The 19,794-nt window shown below is 35.0% G+C and carries 18 protein-coding genes and 1 pseudogene; 13 read left to right on the forward strand and 6 right to left on the reverse strand.

Annotated features, from left to right (window positions below):
- Positions 1-50 precede the first annotated feature (50 nt).
- The gene (locus H0V01_04895; GenBank protein ID MBA2582710.1) at positions 51-992 is read left to right on the forward strand and encodes a Ppx/GppA family phosphatase; all 942 of its coding nucleotides are present in this window, start codon (positions 51-53) and stop codon (positions 990-992) included.
- Positions 993-1,022: 30 nt separating this feature from the next.
- Here H0V01_04895 and H0V01_04900 read toward each other — a convergent pair whose 3' ends face one another.
- The 4 genes from H0V01_04900 to H0V01_04915 all read right to left on the reverse strand — a co-directional run bounded on the left by H0V01_04900 (position 1,023) and on the right by H0V01_04915 (position 4,859).
- On the reverse strand, positions 1,023-1,349 hold the full coding sequence (locus tag H0V01_04900) for a DUF4258 domain-containing protein (protein MBA2582711.1): 327 nt from the start codon (positions 1,347-1,349) through the stop codon (positions 1,023-1,025).
- Positions 1,350-1,488: 139 nt separating this feature from the next.
- A complete protein-coding gene (locus H0V01_04905; GenBank protein ID MBA2582712.1) occupies positions 1,489-2,706 on the reverse strand; it encodes an alanine dehydrogenase in 1,218 nt (405 codons plus the stop codon).
- A gap of 3 nt (positions 2,707-2,709) precedes the next feature.
- Entirely contained in the window at positions 2,710-3,144 is a 435-nt protein-coding gene (tsaE, locus tag H0V01_04910) for a tRNA (adenosine(37)-N6)-threonylcarbamoyltransferase complex ATPase subunit type 1 TsaE (GenBank protein MBA2582713.1), read from the reverse strand.
- Between the two features lie 164 nt (positions 3,145-3,308).
- On the reverse strand, positions 3,309-4,859 hold the full coding sequence (locus H0V01_04915) for a bifunctional response regulator/alkaline phosphatase family protein (protein MBA2582714.1): 1,551 nt from the start codon (positions 4,857-4,859) through the stop codon (positions 3,309-3,311).
- 71 nt (positions 4,860-4,930) lie between these two features.
- Here H0V01_04915 and H0V01_04920 point away from each other — a divergent pair, with 71 nt between their 5' ends.
- From H0V01_04920 to H0V01_04960, 9 genes and pseudogenes are all read left to right on the forward strand, one after another.
- Positions 4,931-6,160 carry an HD domain-containing protein gene (locus H0V01_04920; GenBank protein ID MBA2582715.1) on the forward strand — a complete coding sequence of 410 codons (1,230 nt, stop codon included), beginning with the start codon at positions 4,931-4,933 and terminating at the stop codon, positions 6,158-6,160.
- Positions 6,161-6,213: 53 nt separating this feature from the next.
- The gene (gene lpxD / locus H0V01_04925) at positions 6,214-7,269 is read left to right on the forward strand and encodes a UDP-3-O-(3-hydroxymyristoyl)glucosamine N-acyltransferase (GenBank protein ID MBA2582716.1); all 1,056 of its coding nucleotides are present in this window, start codon (positions 6,214-6,216) and stop codon (positions 7,267-7,269) included.
- A complete protein-coding gene (locus H0V01_04930) occupies positions 7,266-8,657 on the forward strand; it encodes a bifunctional UDP-3-O-[3-hydroxymyristoyl] N-acetylglucosamine deacetylase/3-hydroxyacyl-ACP dehydratase (protein MBA2582717.1) in 1,392 nt (463 codons plus the stop codon). The genes lpxD and H0V01_04930 overlap by 4 nt, the downstream gene beginning before the upstream one ends.
- Before the next feature lie 9 nt (positions 8,658-8,666).
- Complete coding sequence (gene lpxA, locus H0V01_04935) at positions 8,667-9,449, forward strand: acyl-ACP--UDP-N-acetylglucosamine O-acyltransferase (GenBank protein ID MBA2582718.1); 783 nt, start codon at positions 8,667-8,669, stop codon at positions 9,447-9,449.
- A 125-nt stretch (positions 9,450-9,574) separates the two neighbouring features.
- Complete coding sequence (locus H0V01_04940) at positions 9,575-10,066, forward strand: MarR family transcriptional regulator (GenBank protein MBA2582719.1); 492 nt, start codon at positions 9,575-9,577, stop codon at positions 10,064-10,066.
- A complete protein-coding gene (locus H0V01_04945; protein ID MBA2582720.1) occupies positions 10,066-11,142 on the forward strand; it encodes an efflux RND transporter periplasmic adaptor subunit in 1,077 nt (358 codons plus the stop codon). Before H0V01_04940 ends, H0V01_04945 begins: the two co-directional genes overlap by 1 nt.
- 28 nt (positions 11,143-11,170) lie before the next feature.
- A pseudogene (locus H0V01_04950) lies at positions 11,171-14,022 on the forward strand (efflux RND transporter permease subunit).
- Positions 14,015-15,325 carry a TolC family protein gene (locus H0V01_04955; protein ID MBA2582721.1) on the forward strand — a complete coding sequence of 437 codons (1,311 nt, stop codon included), beginning with the start codon at positions 14,015-14,017 and terminating at the stop codon, positions 15,323-15,325. Before H0V01_04950 ends, H0V01_04955 begins: the two are co-directional and overlap by 8 nt.
- A 21-nt stretch (positions 15,326-15,346) precedes the next feature.
- Positions 15,347-15,586, forward strand: coding sequence for a hypothetical protein (locus tag H0V01_04960; protein ID MBA2582722.1), 240 nt, complete (start codon positions 15,347-15,349; stop codon positions 15,584-15,586).
- Between the two features lie 140 nt (positions 15,587-15,726).
- Here the strand turns inward: H0V01_04960 and H0V01_04965 are convergent, their stop codons facing one another.
- Complete coding sequence (locus H0V01_04965) at positions 15,727-15,957, reverse strand: DUF1456 family protein (GenBank protein MBA2582723.1); 231 nt, start codon at positions 15,955-15,957, stop codon at positions 15,727-15,729.
- 42 nt (positions 15,958-15,999) lie between these two features.
- Positions 16,000-17,304 carry a DEAD/DEAH box helicase gene (locus H0V01_04970; GenBank protein ID MBA2582724.1) on the reverse strand — a complete coding sequence of 435 codons (1,305 nt, stop codon included), beginning with the start codon at positions 17,302-17,304 and terminating at the stop codon, positions 16,000-16,002.
- Positions 17,305-17,485: 181 nt separating this feature from the next.
- Here H0V01_04970 and H0V01_04975 point away from each other — a divergent pair, with 181 nt between their 5' ends.
- From H0V01_04975 to H0V01_04985, 3 genes are all read left to right on the forward strand, one after another.
- A complete protein-coding gene (locus H0V01_04975) occupies positions 17,486-18,118 on the forward strand; it encodes an ATP-binding cassette domain-containing protein (protein ID MBA2582725.1) in 633 nt (210 codons plus the stop codon).
- Between the two features lie 95 nt (positions 18,119-18,213).
- Positions 18,214-18,777, forward strand: a complete 564-nt coding sequence (efp, locus tag H0V01_04980; protein ID MBA2582726.1) for an elongation factor P — start codon at positions 18,214-18,216, stop codon at positions 18,775-18,777.
- Positions 18,778-18,851: 74 nt separating this feature from the next.
- Positions 18,852-19,787 (forward strand): UDP-3-O-(3-hydroxymyristoyl)glucosamine N-acyltransferase, encoded by a 936-nt coding sequence (locus tag H0V01_04985; protein MBA2582727.1) that lies wholly within the window; start codon positions 18,852-18,854, stop codon positions 19,785-19,787.
- Positions 19,788-19,794: the final 7 nt, after the last annotated feature.

Here is a 19,794-nt window from a genome sequence, read left to right on the forward strand (position 1 = left end):
AATTGGCAAGGTATTTGGCATTCATTCCCGGGAAGTTATAATATAAGCTTATGAAAATTGCTGTAATAGACTTAGGAACCAATACATTTAACCTGCTTATAGGGGAGGTAAATAATTTAAATCATTATCGAATCCTTTATAATACAAAAGCCGCTGTACAACTAGGCAAGGGAGGCATAACCAAACGTATAATTACACCTGAGGCAATTAACCGAGGAGTAATTACAATTGGATCTTATTTACAGATAATCTCCACTTACAATGTTGATAAAGTTTATGCTTATGCCACATCAGCTGTAAGAGGAGCTATTAATGGAAAAGATTTTACAGATCGGATAAAAACAGAATTTAATCTTGATATTAATGTAATTTCGGGAGAAAAGGAAGCAGAGTTAATTTATTATGGTGTTAAGCTTGGGGTAAATTTAACGGATGAAACTTCTGTTATAATGGATATTGGAGGGGGAAGCACTGAATTTATAATATGCAACGCCTACCAGATTTTCTGGAAAAAAAGTTTTGATGTAGGAGCAGCCAGGATACTTGAAGCTTTTCAACCTTCAAATCCAATTAAAGTAGAGGAAATAAAAAAAATAGAAGATTATTTTAATGAAGAGCTTGAGGAGCTATTTGCAGCAATTGAGTTTCACCAGGCAAAAACTCTAATAGGATCAAGTGGCTCTTTTGATACTTTTGCTGAAATCATTGCCCACAAATTTTATGAGCCCTCAATCGTAGAAAATATAACAGAATACACCTTTAACATTGGAGATTATCATATTATCCATGAACAGTTAATCAGATCAACCCGAGAGGAGAGATATAAAACAAAAGGGCTAATACCCATGCGTGTTGACATGATAGTAATTGCATCGGTTTTTACAAGTTTCATGTTAAAAAAGAATCAGATTTCCAATATGCGCTTATCTGCCTATTCTCTTAAAGAAGGTGTTCTAAATGAAGCAATTAACGGTGTGCTGGTGGAAGGTTAAACCAAAATGTTTGGAAAAAAGCTTAAAAAATCAGGAACATTCACATTTTTGCCCTACAACTTTAATATTAATAAGTGTTGCTGACTTTTCACATTTTTGGATTTCTAAAATTGCACTTTTCTTGTTTAAACCTGATTCTAAAACATAGGATGGACAAGGCTTTATTCTTACCTTGCTTTGGCCAAAATCAACCTTCGCATTTTTAACTAAAGCCAATAAATCATTGTGAGAAATATCAAGACATTTTAATTGACACGCTGCGTCCTTGCTAATTATTAATTCATGATCTTGAATTTCCTGAACCACCCTTTCTGCTGGAAGCCAACCTTTTAAATTGCGATCCCTATCTTTTATCAAAAGAAAATAAACAAGGACACTCCCAATTAAAAATCCGATAAAAAATTTAAAAAAACGATTGATTAAATCCAAAATAAGTTGTGGTTTAAAAATTAAGGCAAGCTAATGACAAATGAAAACAATTTCTTAGTTGCAAGAATCAATAAGCAGCCATCATTAAATCAATGTCTTTATACGGTAGGTTGAAAGTTTCTCCAAGATATTTGTTGGTTAATATTCCATTGTAAATATAAACCCCGTGTCTAACACCCTTGTCGCGCCTTAAAACATTGTTCACTCCTCCCTCCTCTCCAATATTCAAAAGAATTGGAGCAAAAACATTACTAAGCGCATAAGAGGCTGTACGTGAAACTCTTGATGCAATATTAGGCACGCAATAATGAATTACTCCATATTTTCTAAAAACCGGATTAGTATGGTTGGTAACCCTTGATGTTTCAAAACATCCTCCCTGATCAATACTAACATCAATAATAACAGATCCAAATTTCATTTCGCCTACCATTTCTTCAGAAACAACTAAAGGAGTTCTTCCTTCAGCAGCTCTAATAGAACCAATGACCACATCGGCTGTTTTCATTGATTTCATTAATACTTTAGGCTGAAGAACTGAGGTAAAAATCCTTAAACCTAAATTATTTTGTAATCTTCTTAATTTAAATATCGAATTGTCAAATACCTTTACTGATGCTCCAAGGCCAAGGGCTGCTCGCGCAGCATACTCACCCACTGTACCGGCACCCAGAATTACAACTTCTGTTGGAGAAACACCAGAAATGCCTCCCAGCATTGATCCTTGCCCATTATTTACGTTGCTTAAATATTCGGCAGCAATGAGAATGGAGGTGTTTCCTGCAATTTCGCTCATGGAACGAACAATAGGAAAAATTCCTTCTTCATCTTTTATGAAATCATAAGCAATTGCAGTTACCTTTTTATCCATCAATTTTTTTACAAAATTTTCGGGTTGGATTGTAAGTTGCAAGGCTGAAATTAAAGTTTGCTTGTGCTGCATCATTTCAATTTCTTCAAGTGAAGGTGGTTCCACTTTCAAAATCATGTCTGCTTTGTAAACCTCATCTGTGCTGTAGGCAATTTTAGCCCCTGCATCACTATAATCCTTATCGTGGAAATTGGCTGCTTTACCTGCATTGGTTTCCACAACTATATCATGGCCATTGTTAATAAGTAGCGCAATGGCATCGGGAACAAGAGGGACACGGTTTTCCTGGAATGAGGTTTCCTTTGGAATACCTATATACAATGAACTTTTTCTTTTTGAAACTTCAAGCATTTCTTCCTGAGGCATAAGCCCGGCAGATTTTGCGAAAGAAAACATAGCATCCTTTGGTGACATAACTTATTTTTGAAAAGTAATCAATCTGTATCCCCGATCATCTTCGGTTATTTCTATGCATACATATTTTTCAGGCAATAAACCTGCTATTTTTTCAGGCCATTCAATAAAACAAAGATTTCCGCTATAAATGTAATCCTCAAATCCAATATCGAAAGCTTCCAACTCATTTTTTATTCGATAGAAATCAAAATGGTAAATAACACTATTTCCTGATCCTAAATATTCATTTACAATTGAAAAAGTTGGACTGGTTACATTACTTTCAACACCCAATTTCCTGCAAATTGCCTTAATAAAACTTGTTTTTCCTGAGCCCATAGCACCAAAAAAGGCAAAAATTTTATTATCCTCTTTAAAATCAAGCAATAAATCGGCAGCAATTGTGAGTTCCTGCAGGCTTTTTACACATATGTTTTCTTTAGTCTTTGTTTTCATCCAAAATTAAGGAAATATTTTAAACCTGTAATAAAAAACATATCAGAAATAGGATATTCTCCATTGGTTACCTGCTTTAACAACAAAAATTCAAAACTAGGAAAATTATATCTCAAATAAATAATTATTATAGTAGCGAATTGAATCAAAAGATCCATCCACCCTTATTTTGGGTTCATAACAACAAAAGGGATAAGCATTTCTTCCAAAGATATGCCACCGTGCTGAAAAGTGTTTTTATAAAAATTCACATAATAATTGTAGTTATTTGGATAGGCAAAAAATTTATCTCCTTTTACAAACACAAATGTAGAACTTACGTGAATTTTAGGAAGGTATGCATCATTTGGATTTTTCACCTCAAAAACATCTTTTTTAATATAATCCAAACTTTTACCCTGCTTATACCGCAAATTGGTATTTGTATTTCTATCACCCACAACTTTCGATGGCTCTGTTACCCGAATTGTACCATGATCAGTAGTTAAAATTATCTTGCCTTTTTTTTCAGCAATTTGTTTAATCATTTCCAATAAAGGTGAATGCTCAAACCAAGATAAAGTTAATGATCTGTAGGCTGCTTCATCATCGGCTAATTCTCTAATCATTTCCATTTCAGTTCTGGCATGTGAGAGCATATCCACAAAATTATAAACTATAACATTGAAATGGTTATTAAACAGGTTTGAAATATTTTCAACAACCTTTTTTCCAAATGCGTAATTGGTAATTTTGGTATAAGAATGTTTGAAATTTTTACCGAGCCTTTTTAACTGGTCAGCCAAAAAATCCATTTCATTCATGTTTTTTCCACCTTCTTCTTCATCATTTAGCCACATTTTAGGAAATCTCTTCTCTATTTCAGATGGCAGTAAACCTGCAAACATAGCATTTCTAGCATATTGAGTGGCAGTGGGCAGAATACTACAATAAAGCTCCTCTTTCTCAATACGGAAATATTCTTCAAAAATTGGCTGTAATACTTTCCACTGGTCAAATCTAAGGTTATCAATTAAAATTAAGAAAACAGGCTGAGTACCATCGGTTTCAGGGATAATTTTATTCTTAAAAATTGTATGAGACTGAACTGGGGGATCATTTTTTCCGTTAAGCCAGTCGATATAGTTTTTTTCGATAAATCTTGAGAATAAAGCATTGGCTTCTTGCTTTTGCATTTTTAAAATTTCAGCCATGCTGCTATCCCTTGTTTTTTCAAGTTCAAGTTCCCAATACACTAATTTACGGTATACTTCAACCCATTCCTGATAGGAAAGATTATCACTCAAAGTCATGCCGATGTTTCTAAAATCCTGTTGGTAATTAGAAGCTGTTTTTTCACTAATCAACCTTTTATTTTCCAGATTTTTTTTAATTGAAAGTAAAATTTGATTTGGGTTTACAGGTTTAATAAGGTAATCAGAAATTTTAGATCCTATGGCATCCTCCATAATGGTTTCTTCCTCGCTTTTGGTAATCATAACCACGGGTAAACCACTGTTTTTGCTTTTGATAATATTAAGGGTTTCAATACCTGAAATTCCAGGCATATTTTCATCCAAAAGCACTAAATCAAAGTGTTTTTTTTCTATAAGATCAAGGGCATCCTGACCATTGTTTACAGTGTCTACATTGTATCCCTTTGCTTCAAGGAATAATATATGAGGTTTAAGCAGATCAATTTCATCATCTGCCCATAAAATATTTATTTTGTCCATAAAAAAACTTTATCTTGAGCGTGTTTTTAATTTATATAAAAGTAATCATTTTTTAAAATCTGGTGAAAAACATCTATTCCAACAAACTTAAGATATTTAACGACCCAGTTTACGGTTTTGTACATATTCCCTTTGAATTAATTTACGATTTAATTGAACACCCTTACTTCCAACGTTTAAGGAGAATCAAACAATTAGGCATGACGCACCTGGTTTATCCGGGAGCACTCCATACAAGATTTCACCATGCTATGGGAGCAATGTATTTAATGGGCCAGGCTATAGAAACAATTCGAAACAAGGGGCATGAAATTACTGAGGAGGAAGCTGAAGCTGTAACTGTAGCTGTTTTACTTCATGACATAGGACATGGTCCATTTTCACATGCTCTGGAACACAGCTTAGTTCATAATATTACCCATGAGGATATTTCTGCCTTATTCATGGATAAGCTAAACAAAGATTTAAAAGGCAAACTCAGCCTTGCTATTCAAATTTTCCGAAATGAATACAAAAAGAAATTCCTGCATCAGCTCATTTCAAGTCAATTGGATGTAGACAGGCTTGATTACCTTAAACGTGATAGTTTCTTTACAGGAGTTTCAGAAGGTGTAATTAGTTCAGACAGAATCATAAAAATGTTTAATGTATTTGATGATCATTTGGTTGTTGAAGCCAAAGGAATTTATTCGATTGAAAAATTCATTATTGCAAGAAGATTAATGTATTGGCAGGTTTACCTTCACAAAACAGTACTTGCAGCAGAACATCTTTTGATAAATATTTTAAAACGGGCAAAAGAACTTGCAGAAAACAACGTTGAACTTTTTTGCACTCCTGTTTTTAAAGCATTTCTTTACAACAAATACGATAAAGCATCCTTTGAACACGATCCAAAAGTATTGGAAACATTTTCTAAACTGGATGATTATGATATTTTCACTTCAATTAAAACCTGGACAATGCATGAGGATAAAATACTTTCCAGGTTGTGCAAAAACATGGAAAACCGTAATCTTTACAAAATAGAGATACAAAAAGAGCCTTTTAAAAAGTCATATATTAATAAAAAAAAGGCCCAAGTGATTGCTAAATATGGCTTTTCAAAGAAAGATGCAGGATATTTTGTGTTTACATCAAGCATTACAAATAACGCTTATAACACTAAAAATGACAGGATTAATATCCTTTTTAAAGATAAAACTATTTTAGATATTGCAAAAGCCGCTGATCAGTTGAATATTTCGGCATTATCAAAAACAGTGAAAAAATACTTTATTTGTTATCCAAAGGATTGTTAATAATTTGCAAAGAGGTTGTTATCACTATGGAATATTATTTTTAATTTTGGCAAATGGAATTTACGGCAAGTCAGGTAGCAGAAATCCTTAACGGTAGTATTGAGGGCAATGCTGAAATTAAAGTAAGCAAGCTTTCGAAAATTGAAGAAGGAGAAACTGGGTCTATTACTTTTCTTGCAAACCCTCAGTATACTCAATATATTTATAACACACAGGCCTCTGTTGTTATCGTTAATAGAAATTTTGTGCCAGCATCCCCCATAAAAGAAACCTGTACTTTAATACGTGTTGATGATCCCTACAAAGCTTTTTCCAAACTCCTTGGAGCTTATAGTCAGTTGAAACGAAATAAAAAGGGTATAGAAGCAGGATCTTATATTGCAGCCTCTGCCTTAATTGGCAAAGACGTATATGTAGGAGCTACTGCTTACATAGGCGAGAATGCAATAATTGGTGATAATGTAAAAATATATCCACAGGTTTATGTTGGAGATAATGTAATAATTAAAGCGGGAACAACTCTTTTTCCAGGAGTAAAAATTTATTCGGATTGTCATATTGGTTCTGAATGTGAAATTCATTCAGGTGTAATAATTGGGGCGGATGGTTTTGGATTTACACCAAATGCAGAAAACAATTATGAGAAGGTGCCCCAAATAGGCAATGTGATTATAGAAGATCATGTGGAAATTGGTGCAAATACTTGTATAGACAGGGCTACACTGGGATCGACCATTATAAGAAAAGGAGTAAAACTGGATAATTTAATTCAGATTGCACACAATGTGGAAATTGGAGAGAACACGGTAATAGCAGCACAAGCCGGAATTGCAGGATCAGTAAAAATTGGCAAAAACTGTATGCTTGGTGGCCAAACCGGATATAAGGGGCATATAACACTATCGGATAATGTTAAGGTAGGGGCTCAAGCTGGTGTTGGAGTTGATTTGAAGGAGGGTGAAATAGTAATGGGTTCTCCCTCGTTTCCAATTGGAGATTTTAGACGTTCCCATGTTTTATTCAGGACTTTGCCGAAACTTAATGATAAGATCAAAAACTTAACACAAGAGATAGAAGCACTTAAAAAAGAATTACACAACAAAATATGAGTGATAAACAACGAACTATTCAGAATGCAGTTTCAATTTCTGGAATTGGCTTGCATACGGGAGAAAAAGTTTCCCTGACTTTTCATCCTGCACCTGATAATCATGGCTATGCATTTAAGCGAATGGATTTGGAAAACACTCCTATTATTCGAGCGGATGTAGATAATGTTGTAGATACTTCAAGGGGGACAACACTTATGCAAAATGGGGCCAAGGTGCATACAACAGAGCATGTTCTTGCCGCCCTTGTAGGTATGCAGATTGACAATGCACTAATTGAACTTGACGGGCCGGAAATTCCAATAATGGATGGGAGTTCATTTCATTTTATGAATATCCTTGAAAAGGCAGGTTTTGTTGAACAGGAAGCAGAAAGGGATTATTTTATTGTTACAGATAATCTTACTTATGAGGATAAGGAAAGGAATATTGAAATGCTCCTTGTTCCACAGGATGAATTCAGAATAACTGTAATGGTAGATTATAATTCTAAAATTCTTGGTACTCAACATGCTTCTATGTATAGCATAAAAGAATTTAAGGAAGATATTGCTCCATGCAGAACTTTTGTTTTTTTACATGAACTGGAAGCTCTTTTATCACGTAACCTTATAAAGGGTGGAGATCTTAACAACGCTATTGTGCTTGTGGCAAAGGAAATAAATCAAGAAGAGCTGGATAAACTTGCTGATTTGTTTAATAAGCCGAAAATGGAAGTAAAAGGAATAGGAGTTTTAAATAATACTCAATTAAATTTCCAGAACGAACCTGCAAGGCATAAACTTCTTGATATTGTGGGAGATCTTGCCCTTGTGGGCAAGCCAATAAAAGGACATATATTAGCAGCTCGTTCTGGCCATTGTGGAAATGTTGCATTTGCAAAAAAAATAAAAGAAATGATCAAAGAACAGAAACAAAAAAAAGCTCCAAAATATGATCCTAACAAGGAGCCTTTGTTCAATATTAATGATATTTCCAGAATGTTGCCCCACAGGCACCCATTTTTGCTAATTGATAAGATTATTGATATGTATGACAATGGCATTGTAGGGGTGAAGAATGTTACCATGAATGAGGATTTTTTTCGTGGCCATTTTCCAGGAAACCCTGTAATGCCGGGGGTTCTTTTGGTTGAAGCCATGGCCCAAACGGGTGGGATATTTGTATTAAACACAGTGCCTGATCCTGAGAATTACCTCACATATTTTATGAAAATTGACAAGGTTAAATTCAAGCAAAAAGTAGTCCCTGGTGATACTGTAATTTTTAAACTTGAATTGCTTTCCCCTGTAAAACGAGGAATTTGTTTTATGAAGGGCGAGGCCTATGTAGGCGATAAAATGGTAGCAGAAGGGGAATTAGTAGCACAAATTTCAAGAATAAAATAAAACAACATTATGATAAGTCCTCTTGCATCTATTCATCCAGAAGCTAAAATTGCGCAAAATGTTATTATAGAGCCATTTGTCACAATTTATGCTGATGTAATAATTGGTGAAGGAACATGGATAGGACCAAATTCGACCATTATGGATGGGAGCCGGATTGGAAAAAATTGTAAAATTTTCCCCGGGGCTGTCATAGGTGCTGTTCCACAGGATTTGAAATATGCAGGAGAAATAACGACTGCAGAAATTGGCGATAACACTACTATCAGGGAATGTGTTACAATAAACAAGGGCACTATTGACAGACATAAGACTACAATTGGAAGTAATTGTCTTTTGATGGCCTACGTTCATATAGCCCATGATTGCCAGATCGGAGACAATGTAATTTTGGCTAATTGTGTAAACCTTGCCGGACATGTAGAAATTGCTGATTATGCAATTTTAGAAGGCCTTGTTGCTGTTCAGCAATTTGTTAAAATAGGAACTCATGCTTTTATTACCGGTGGTTCAATGGTTAGAAAAAACGTACCTCCTTTTGTAAAAGCAGCCAGAGAACCTCTTTCTTATGTGGGAATAAATGCAGTAGGTTTAAGAAGAAGGGGGTTTAACAATGAACAGATACTACAAATTGAAGACCTTTACCGGACTCTTTATGTAAGGGGTCATAACATCACAAAGGCAATTGCCATAGCAGAACTTGAATGTCCGGCTTCTCCCGACAAGGAGCAAATACTTTCCTTTATCAGAGAAAGCACCAATGGAATAATGCGTGGTTTACAGACCTTGTAAATTGTTGCATTAACTAAAAAGCCCTCTTTTTTATTAATAAAATCAACCTATCATCGTTTAAAACAATAGTTGACATTGTTAACTGTATATTTTGTTTACTATCTTTGTAAAAAATAAAACTAAAATTGAATTTCAACACTATCCCTTTAGGCCGTTACCTTCATCTTATTTCAAAAGTTTATCTTGAGGCTTTCACCCATAAGCTGAATTATTTAGATATCGATAGGCATATTTATATTTTAACCTTAATTAAGGATGATGAGGAGATTTCACAAAAAGAGTTGGCTTGCCTCCTTGATATAGACAAGGTTACCATGAGCAGAATTATTGATTACCTGGTTAAAAACAAATACATTATTAGGAAACAGCACTCCTTGGATAGAAGGGCATTTTCACTGCTGTTAACTTCAAAGGCCCGGGAAATACTTCCTAAAATAAGGACCACAATCAATGAATTAAATAAAATTTCATTTCAAGGAATATCTGAAAGTGACAAAGCCTGTTTTTTAAGTGTTTCAAGTAAAATTGCAACGAATTTAAATCGATTGCCTGTTGATGTTGTTCAGTTTAATTATAAAGTAGCTGTAAAAAAGAAAAAGACAAATAAAAAAATTTAATGAGACTACTTAAAAACCTTCCATTTATTCTTATTGTTGTTGCCATTTATGGCTGTGGGTCGGATGCAGAAACCAGTAAAAAACAACCTATGCCAAGTTCTTCACTAACAGTTGAAGGTGAAATTGCACAAAAAGTGTGGAGCAAAGAACTGGTAAGTTCCACTGGCACTACCCTTGCCAATGAAGAGATGAATATTCAAAGTGAGGTAAGTGGCAGGATTATTAAGATTAATTTTGAAGAAGGAAGTACTGTTAATAAAGGACAGATATTGGTAAAGCTGGATGACCTGGAGCTTAAATCCTTGCTTCAGAAATCTGTTTTGGAAAAAAAACTGCTTGACAACAAAGAGAAAAGGCAAAAAAAACTGCTTGAAATAGAGGCAATAAGCCAGGAGGAATACGATATTTCCCAGAATGCAGTAGATGTATTAAGCGCCCATATTGCAATGTTAAGGGCTCAAATACAAAAAACTGAGATTGTAGCTCCATTTAATGGAAGAATTGGATTAAGAAACGTGAGTGAGGGAGCCATAATATCTCCAACAACATTAATTGCTTCGCTTCAAGATTACTCTTTAATTAAACTAGATTTTTCTGTTCCTGAAAAATATGCCAGCCAAATAAATTCAAACACAAAAATTTTATTCACATTAGAGGGCTCAGAGGAAAAATATGAAGCAAAAGTACATGCCATAGAGCCTAGAATAGACCCTGTAAACAGATCACTAAAAATTCGCGCCATTTGTTCAAATAAAGATAGAAAGATACTTCCGGGGGCATTTGCAAATGTGCAAGTACAACTTGGAGAGGCAACCTTATCCATTATGATTCCAACCCAAGCAGTAATTCCAGATATAAGTGGAGCAAAGGTTTATATTTTAAAAAATGGCAAAGCCAGCCTATCACCAGTTACAACAGGGCTAAGAACTGACATTGAAATCAGTATTACCTCCGGGATTAATGAGGGCGATACGGTTATAACTTCAGGAATATTACAACTAAAACCAGGTATGCCAGTACTTGTAAACCTTTCGGCATTAAATACAGATCAAAAAAAGGTAAGAATACTAAAGTAGACACTATTACACTTTCAGAAATTAAAAGATGAATCTTCCCGATATAAGCATTCGAAGACCAGTATTGACTACCGTTTTTTCAATAGTTATAGTTTTATTTGGAATTATAGGCTATTTTTTTCTTGGGGTAAGGGAATATCCGAGTGTTGACCCTCCTATGATAACTGTTAGCACCTCTTATACCGGAGCTAATTCAGATGTTATGGAATCTCAGATAACAGAGGTTTTAGAAGAATCCATCAATGGTATTGACGGAATTAAGTCACTTACTTCAGTTAGCAGCGATGGAAGGAGCTCAATAACGGTTGAATTTGGACTTGAAACTGATCTTGAAGCAGCAGCCAATGATGTTCGGGATAAAGTTTCACGCGCTCAAAGAAATCTTCCCCCTGATGCCGACCCACCAACAGTTTCAAAATCGGATGCAAATGCTGGACCTATTCTTTCCCTTACAGTTCAAAGTGATTCACGAAGTCTGCTGGATTTAACTGCAATTGGAAATAATCTATTTAAAGAAAGGTTACAGACAATTCCAGGGGTAAGTGAAGTGAGGATATGGGGGGAAAAAAAGTATGCAATGCGCATGATTATGGATCCTTCAAAGATGGCTTCCTTAAATATAACTCCAGTGGATATTCGCAATGCATTGCAGCAGGAGAATGTAGAGCTACCAAGTGGAAGAATTGAAGGACAGGCAACGGAATTATCTATTAGAACATCCGGGAGACTTGAAACTTCTGAAGAATTCAACAATTTAATTATTCGTGAACAAAATGGTGTAATTACTCGGTTTAAAGATGTTGGAAAAGCAGTGCTTGCCCCTGAGAACGAAAGGACCTTATTAAGGGGAAATAATGCACTACCTATGATTGGCATTGCCCTTACCCCACAGCCTGGCAGTAATTACATTGCAATTGCTGATGAGTTTTACAAACGGGTAGAGGAAATTAAAAAGGATTTGCCAAAAGATTTGAAATTAGGAATGGCACTTGATGCAACAAAGGGTATACGTAAAGCTATCGTTGAAGTTCAGGATACTATTTTAATTGCTTTTATCCATGTTGTACTTGTAATATTCTTTTTTCTAAGGAATTGGCGTTCCACACTTATTCCTGTAATCGCAATCCCAATTTCACTTGTTAGCTCCTTTTTTATTATGTATGCAGCCGGATTTTCCATTAATATTCTAAGTTTGCTTGGAATAGTATTGGCAACGGGTTTGGTTGTTGATGATGCAATTGTAGTTTTGGAAAACATCTATCAAAAAATCGAAAAGGGGATGAATCCAAAGGAAGCTGCATTTAAAGGTTCGGCAGAAATATTTTTTGCGGTAATTTCAACCACCCTTACGCTTGTTGCTGTGTTTTTGCCTATAATATTTTTACAGGGTTTAACAGGAAGGTTATTCCGGGAATTTGGTATTGTGGTTGCGGGTTCTGTTATTGTTTCAACTTTTATTTCCCTTACATTAACTCCAATGATGTGTTCAAGGCTCCTCAGAGCTCATTCAAACAAGAACAGGTTTTATGCAGTTACAGAAAAATTTTTTAATAATCTCACCGACAGTTATTCAGGTTTTCTTGGATCATTTATGAAAAAAAGATGGCTTGCCATTGTTCTAATTTTGGCGCTTCATCTGCTGCTAATACTGGATTTGTAAGGGTTACTTTAATTGATGCACAAAATAGGGAAAGAACACAAATGGAAATTGCTGACCTTCTCACAGAGCAAATGAAACAATTTACAGGAGCAAGAACTATTGTTACTCAGGAACAAACAATAGGAGGAAGTAGAAGAGGTGGACTTCCTGTACAGTTTGTAATCCAATCGCAAAATTTTGAAAAATTGAAGGCCATTATCCCTGAATTTCTTGAAAAGGCGCGCGAGAACCCAGCTTTTCAGGTTGTAGATATTGATCTTAAATTTAATAAACCGGAAATGCGTATAGATATTGACAGGAACAGGGCCCGTATGCTTGGGGTTTCTGTGCTGGATGTTGCGCAAACTTTGCAACTATATTTCTCAGATCAAAGAATGGGGTACTTTATAATGGAAGGCAAACAGTATCAGGTAATAGGCCAGGCTATTTTGGATAGTAGAAATGAACCCACAGATCTTAAATCAGTTTTTGTTAAAAACACAAATGGTGAAATGATACAGATAGATAATTTAATTCAAATTACTGAACAAAGTAACCCCCCAATGCGTTACCGGTACAATAGATATGTTTCTGCTACCATTTCTGCAGGAGTTGTACCAGGAACAACCATAGGACAAGGAATAGAAGCAATGCAGGAAGTTGCATCAACTGTTTTGGATGAAACATTTACAACTGAGCTTGTGGGAACATCCAAAGAATTTGCTGAAAGCTCCTCTACCCTATTATTTGCTTTTATTCTGGCCCTGGTTTTAGTGTTTTTGGTTTTGGCTGCGCAGTTTGAAAGTTTTTCCGATCCCCTGATAATAATGTTTACAGTTCCGCTTGCTCTTGCAGGTGCTTTGCTTTCATTGTGGATGAGCGGTTCTACTTTAAATATTTTCAGCCAAATTGGCATTATTGTTCTTGTGGGAATAGTTACTAAGAATGGAATTTTAATTGTGGAGTTTGCAAATCAGAAAAAAGAGGAAGGCTTAAATACTTTAGATGCCGTAATGCAAGCCTCTGCCTCTCGCTTAAGGCCTATTTTGATGACAAGTTTCGCTACTATTCTTGGAGCTTTGCCTATTGCCCTTGCATTGGGAGCTTCATCAACAAGTAGAGTTTCAATGGGAATAGCAATTATTGGCGGATTATTATTCTCTCTAATCCTCACCCTGATTGTTATTCCGGCACTTTATACCTATTTATCAGGACATCCAAAGACTTCCCCAGATGCATAAAATTAAGCTATTTATAATCCTTTTTCTGGCAGTTAGTACTTTTAATGCAGATGCACAAGAGGTTATGGACATTCAACAGGCCATTGACATTGCTTTAAAGAACAATTATTCCATTGTAATTGCGCGAAATGAAGCACTTATAGCAGAAACAAACAACACTCCTGGAAATGCAGGATTTCTACCTCAAGTGGGAGCAAATTTTTTTAGAGGAGAAAACCTCAACTATACCAGGCAGGAATTTTTTAATGGTGAGGTGAGGGAAGGTTCAAATGTTAAAACCAGCAATATGAATGCAAACATTCAATTGAACTGGACACTATTTGATGGTTTTAACATGTTTGCAACCAGAAAGATGCTGCAGGAATTTGAAGATATTGGAATCTTGAACACAAAAATAAAAGTGGATCTTACCATTTCACAGGTTATTGCTACTTATTATGCAATTGTACAAAAGCAAAAGCAAATTAAAACCATTAAGAATGCAATTGAAATTTCCCAGGAAAGAAAAAGAATTGCAAAAGAACGGCTGAATATAGGCGCTGGGTCAGGTTTGGAAATGTTACAGGCAAGCGTTGACATAAACTCCGACAGTTCTGCTCTTTTACGCCAGGAATTTGATTTAATAAGAACTAAAGCAGCTTTGAATGAGCTGTTGATAAGGGATCCTGAGTTCGATTTTATTGTACCTGATCAGATTTTAATGAGAGAAGTACTTAAGTATGAAGAACTCGCTCAAAAAGTATCTCAACAAAATCCTGAACTTTTAATTGCTCAAAGAAACAGCAGGATTGCCGATTTGAATTTAAAGCAATCGCAGTCTAGCATATACCCTACTATTTCAGTGAACTCAGGTTATGTGTACAGTAATTTTGAATCACAGCTTGGATTACTCCAATCCAACTTAAACCGGGGTGTAAATTATGGATTAACGGCAAGTTGGGGTTTATTTAATGGTTTCACACAGAAAACCAGAAGAAAAGTTGCTCAAATTGAGATTATGAATCAGGATAACCTGCGTCAGCAAACTGAGCTTAGAGTAAAGAATGAGCTGTATCAAATTTACACCTCTTATATAACATCCAAATTACTTGTAGATATTGAAAAGAAAAACCTTGAAGTAGCTCAGCAAAACCTGAATGTGAGCACAGAGAAAATGAAGATTGGAACAATCACAGCAATTGAACTTCGTGAAGCTCAACGCAACCTGATTGATGCAGAATTTCGCCTTATTATGACTGAATATGAAGCCAAGCTTTCTGAAACAGAATTGTTGAGATTAAGCGGACAACTAATTACAAAATAGTGGAACATTTCCATTTACCCTATGAAAATAGATCCTGATAAAAACCCGGAAATTCCTGAATTAATTTCTGTTCTTACCTGTCCTAACTGTAATTTCAGAAAAGAAGAAATTATGCCCACTGATTCCTGTCAGTTTTTTTATGCTTGTGAAGACTGTAAGCAAGTAATTAAACCAAAAAAAGGCGATTGTTGTGTGAATTGTAGTTATGGTTCTGTAAAATGCCCTCCTATTCAACTTGGTTCTGGGTGTTGTGGTTCTTAAAACTTTGTATGCTGTTAATAATTCGCTTACTTATAGGAGAATTGTGTAAACTCTGGCATTTGCATACCAGAGTTTACAATTAAGAACTTTCATTTATTATTGAACTACAATTTTTGTAAAAAAGGGTAAAATTTTAAACTTTACTTTCTTTCTGGCCTTGGACCTCTTTTGTAGGTAATTAATCCATTTAGGAAATTGCGAAGCAATTGATCTCCACATTCCTTATAATTGGGATGGTCTTCTTTGCGAAAAAGAGCACTCAGTTCGCTTTTTGTAATTTCAAAATCATTTAATTTCAGGATGTGGATAATATCTTCGTCCTTTAATTGAAGGGCTACACGCAATTTTTTCAGTATATCGTTATTTGTCATTATTTGAAAAACAATTAAGCGGTTAAATTATAAAATCAAAACTTATTTGGCAACTTCGATTTTCACTGTCTTTCTTTTTATTTTTTCGTCTTTAATGACTTGTACCAATTTATTTATTTTTGCTCTCTTAATTGCAACGAATGAAGAATAATCCAATACTTCAATAAGGCCAATGTCTTCTTTTTGCAAATTTCCTTTATGATGCAGAACACCCACAATATCCATTTTGTTAATTTTATCTTTTTTCCCTGCTGAAATATACAGAGTAGCCCATTGGGACCTTTCTGGCAAAACATTTTTTTCAGGCAAATCCACAAACTCTGGTGCTTTTTTTATGTAAGAAGGCACATGTTCATCTTGGCCCAAAATAATGTAAGCAGTACCCTCGGCTTTCATCCGTGCAGTTCGCCCATTCCTATGGGTAAAAACATTTTCGGTTGGAGCCAGTTGATAGTGAATTATATTTTCAATTTCAGGAATATCAAGTCCTCTGGATGCCAAATCTGTAGTAACCAACAAATGGCAAGATGCGTTTCGGAATTTTATCAACGCTTTTTCACGTTCATCCTGTTCCATGCCTCCATGAAAAATATCGTGATCCAACTTTTTATCATTGAGTAAGTCACTAATACGTTCTACTGCATCCCTGTGGTTGCAAAAAATCAATGTTGCTTTATTTCCGATCATACAAACCAGGGAAAACAGAGCGTCAATTTTATCCTTTCCAACAGATTTAACAGCTTTAAGCTTTAACCCCTGAGGCGTAGAGGCTGAAAGATAATTTAAAATCACAGGAGATTTTACACCAGCAAAATCAGGTATTTTTTGCATTTCTGTTGCAGAAGTAAGAAATCGTCTTTTCAAATTCTTGAGTTGACTAATAATATAGGCCATATCTTCCTGAAAACCGAATTCAAGTGCCTTATCAAATTCATCAAGTATTAGGGTATGAATGGTGGAGGTATCAACATTTCTTCGATCGATATGGTATGACATTCTACCAGGTGTAGCAATTAGAACTGCAGGAGGATATTCAAGATTGTTTTTTTCAATTTTGGTGGAATGTCCTCCGTAACAAACATTAACCTTAAAGCCGGTCCCCATCATTTTAAATACCTGTTCTATTTGTATTGCGAGTTCTCTGGAAGGAACTAACACAAGAGCTTGTACACCTTGCTTTTCTGGTTTTAATTTATTTAAAAGTGGCAGAAAAAAACCTAGTGTTTTTCCTGAGCCTGTAGGTGAAAGAAGCAATAAATCATTGTCTTTTTCTGTTGCATTAAGGGCAGCCAACTGCATTTCATTTAATGAGGATATTTTAAGATTCTCAAGTGCTTTTTCTATCATAGGGGTAAAGATAAGGGAATTAATTAGTATCATCAGGAATGGGAAAAGAAATGGGAATTCGAATAAAAACAGGGTATAGATGTAAATTTTAATGAAAACAAGAATTAACGGGGATTACAGCAGCAAAAGGCAACTAAACTCTTATCTTTGTAGAAAATAATAGATACGATATAAAAGAAAAATGGAAATACTACTCAAGGATATTGGGAAACGCTACAACAACGAATGGATTTTTAAAGGGATAACACATAACTTTACAAAAGGGAATAATTATGTTATACTTGGGTCAAACGGAACTGGTAAATCAACCCTTCTCCAATTAATTGCAGGAAATTTTATTCCTTCGGAAGGAAACATTTCTTATACCTTGGAAAACAAAGCCCTTGACCAGGAAAAAATTTTTACTCATATTAGCATAGCCACTCCTTATCTTGATTTAATAGAGGAATATACCTTAACGGAACTAATTGATTTTCATTCCAAGTTTAAACCTATGCTGTTTGACACTGAAAAAACAATTGAAATACTTGATCTTAATTCTTCCAAAAACAAGGTTTTAAAATATTTTTCTTCGGGAATGAAACAAAGGGTAAAGTTAGCATTGGCTATTTTAAACAAAAATCCTTTACTCTTACTTGATGAGCCAAGTTCCAATCTTGACCGTAACAGCATAAACTGGTATATGGAAATGATAAAAAAATATTGTAGTGAAAAATTAATTGTAGTTTGTTCCAATAATCAAAAGGAAGAATACTTCTTTTGCAATAAGGAAATACAAATAGAACTTTATAAAACTGCAAAAATTCAAGCTTAATAAAATAGCCACAATAAAATTAAGTCCAATGCTTTTTACTAATTCATGGTTTTGATTAAATTTACAAAGTTTTACAAATAAAAAAATATATTCGAATGGCTACCACTCAAGACATAGGTGTAGGATCTATAATCAAGTTTAATGGAGAACTTTGTCAGATTGTTGAATATCAACACCGCACACCCGGTAATTTAAGGGCTTTTTATCAGGCAAAAATGCGTAATTTAATGACCGGAAAATCTGTTGAATATCGATTTCGAGCAGGTGAATCTGTGGAATTGGTAAGAATTGAACACCGTACACTCCAATATATTTATTCAGAGGGTGAGAGTATAGTTTGCATGGACAATGAAACCTATGAACAGCTATATATTCCATCCAGACTTGTGGGTGATAGTTTTAAATTTATGAAAGAAGGCATGGAAGTAAAAGTTGCATTGGAGGATGAAACTCCAATAATGGCAGAAGCTCCAACTTTTGTAGAACTTGAAGTAACATATACAGAGCCTGGAATGAAAGGGGATACAGCCACAAACACTTTAAAACAGGCCACACTTGAAACAGGTGCAATTGTTAACGTACCTTTATTTATTAATCAGGGTGAAAAAATCAAAGTTGACACGCGTACTTCTGCTTATGTAGAAAGGGTAAAAAACTAGTATTCTGTAAAAAGGAAGTATCTATTTAAAGCGGATAACTAAGTAGTTTAATTATCCTTTATTTTAAAGACTCAATGAAGTTAAATTCTCCAATATCCTTAAAATCCATTTCGGCTTTAATAAGCGCTGAATTTGCCGGCAAACCTGATTTTTCAATTACCGGCATCAATGAAATTCACAAAGTAGAGCATGGAGATCTAACCTTTGTTGATCATCCAAAATACTATGATAAGGCATTAAATTCAGCTGCAACTACAATTATTATAAATAAGAAAGTTGAATGCCCTGAAGGGAAATCACTTCTATTTTCTGATGATCCATTTAGAGATTACAATATACTTACCAGGCATTTTATGCCATTTAAGTCTAGTTCAGTGAGCATAAGTCCAACCTCAACAATTGGTACTGGTACTGTTATTATGCCGGGGGTTTTTATTGGAAACAATTGTACTATCGGCAACAATTGCACTATTCATCCAAACGTTGTTATTTATGATGAAACGATAATTGGGAACCATGTAATTATTCATGCCAATTCAGTTATTGGTGCTGATGCATTCTATTTTAAACGCAGGGAGGATAGCTATGATAAAATGCATTCCTGTGGCAGGGTGATTATTCATGACAGGGCAGAGATAGGGGCATGCTGTACAATTGACAAAGGGGTTTCGGGAGATACCATAATCGGGCAGGGAACGAAACTCGACAATCAGGTTCATGTAGGTCATGATACTGTAATTGGTAAGAATTGTTTATTTGCTGCACAAGTGGGAATTGCAGGTGTAGTAACAATTGAAGACAATGTAATACTTTGGGGACAGGTGGGAGTTCAAAAGGATTTGACTATTGGTAGAGGTGCTATTGTTTTAGGTCAGTCAGGGGTTCCCAAATCACTTGAAGGAGGAAAAGTATACTTTGGTTCTCCAACCAGAGATGCTAAAGAAAAAATGAAAGAAATAGCTATGCTTAAAGATTTGCAGAATATACTGCTAAAACAAAACAAACAATAGAAAACGC

Source organism: Bacteroidota bacterium, assembly GCA_013696965.1.
GTDB lineage: Bacteria > Bacteroidota > Bacteroidia > JACCXN01 > JACCXN01 > JACCXN01.

Coding starts and splice junctions, on each gene's coding strand:
- H0V01_04895 (MBA2582710.1), top strand. CDS start 51: ATGAAAATTGCTGTAATAGACTTAGGAACCAATACATTTAACCTGCTT.
- H0V01_04905 (MBA2582712.1), bottom strand. CDS start 2,706: ATGTCACCAAAGGATGCTATGTTTTCTTTCGCAAAATCTGCCGGGCTT.
- tsaE (MBA2582713.1), bottom strand. CDS start 3,144: ATGAAAACAAAGACTAAAGAAAACATATGTGTAAAAAGCCTGCAGGAA.
- H0V01_04915 (MBA2582714.1), bottom strand. CDS start 4,859: ATGGACAAAATAAATATTTTATGGGCAGATGATGAAATTGATCTGCTT.
- lpxD (MBA2582716.1), top strand. CDS start 6,214: ATGGAATTTACGGCAAGTCAGGTAGCAGAAATCCTTAACGGTAGTATT.
- H0V01_04930 (MBA2582717.1), top strand. CDS start 7,266: ATGAGTGATAAACAACGAACTATTCAGAATGCAGTTTCAATTTCTGGA.
- lpxA (MBA2582718.1), top strand. CDS start 8,667: ATGATAAGTCCTCTTGCATCTATTCATCCAGAAGCTAAAATTGCGCAA.
- H0V01_04945 (MBA2582720.1), top strand. CDS start 10,066: ATGAGACTACTTAAAAACCTTCCATTTATTCTTATTGTTGTTGCCATT.
- H0V01_04955 (MBA2582721.1), top strand. CDS start 14,015: ATGCATAAAATTAAGCTATTTATAATCCTTTTTCTGGCAGTTAGTACT.
- H0V01_04960 (MBA2582722.1), top strand. CDS start 15,347: ATGAAAATAGATCCTGATAAAAACCCGGAAATTCCTGAATTAATTTCT.
- H0V01_04965 (MBA2582723.1), bottom strand. CDS start 15,957: ATGACAAATAACGATATACTGAAAAAATTGCGTGTAGCCCTTCAATTA.
- H0V01_04970 (MBA2582724.1), bottom strand. CDS start 17,304: ATGATAGAAAAAGCACTTGAGAATCTTAAAATATCCTCATTAAATGAA.
- H0V01_04975 (MBA2582725.1), top strand. CDS start 17,486: ATGGAAATACTACTCAAGGATATTGGGAAACGCTACAACAACGAATGG.
- efp (MBA2582726.1), top strand. CDS start 18,214: ATGGCTACCACTCAAGACATAGGTGTAGGATCTATAATCAAGTTTAAT.
- H0V01_04985 (MBA2582727.1), top strand. CDS start 18,852: ATGAAGTTAAATTCTCCAATATCCTTAAAATCCATTTCGGCTTTAATA.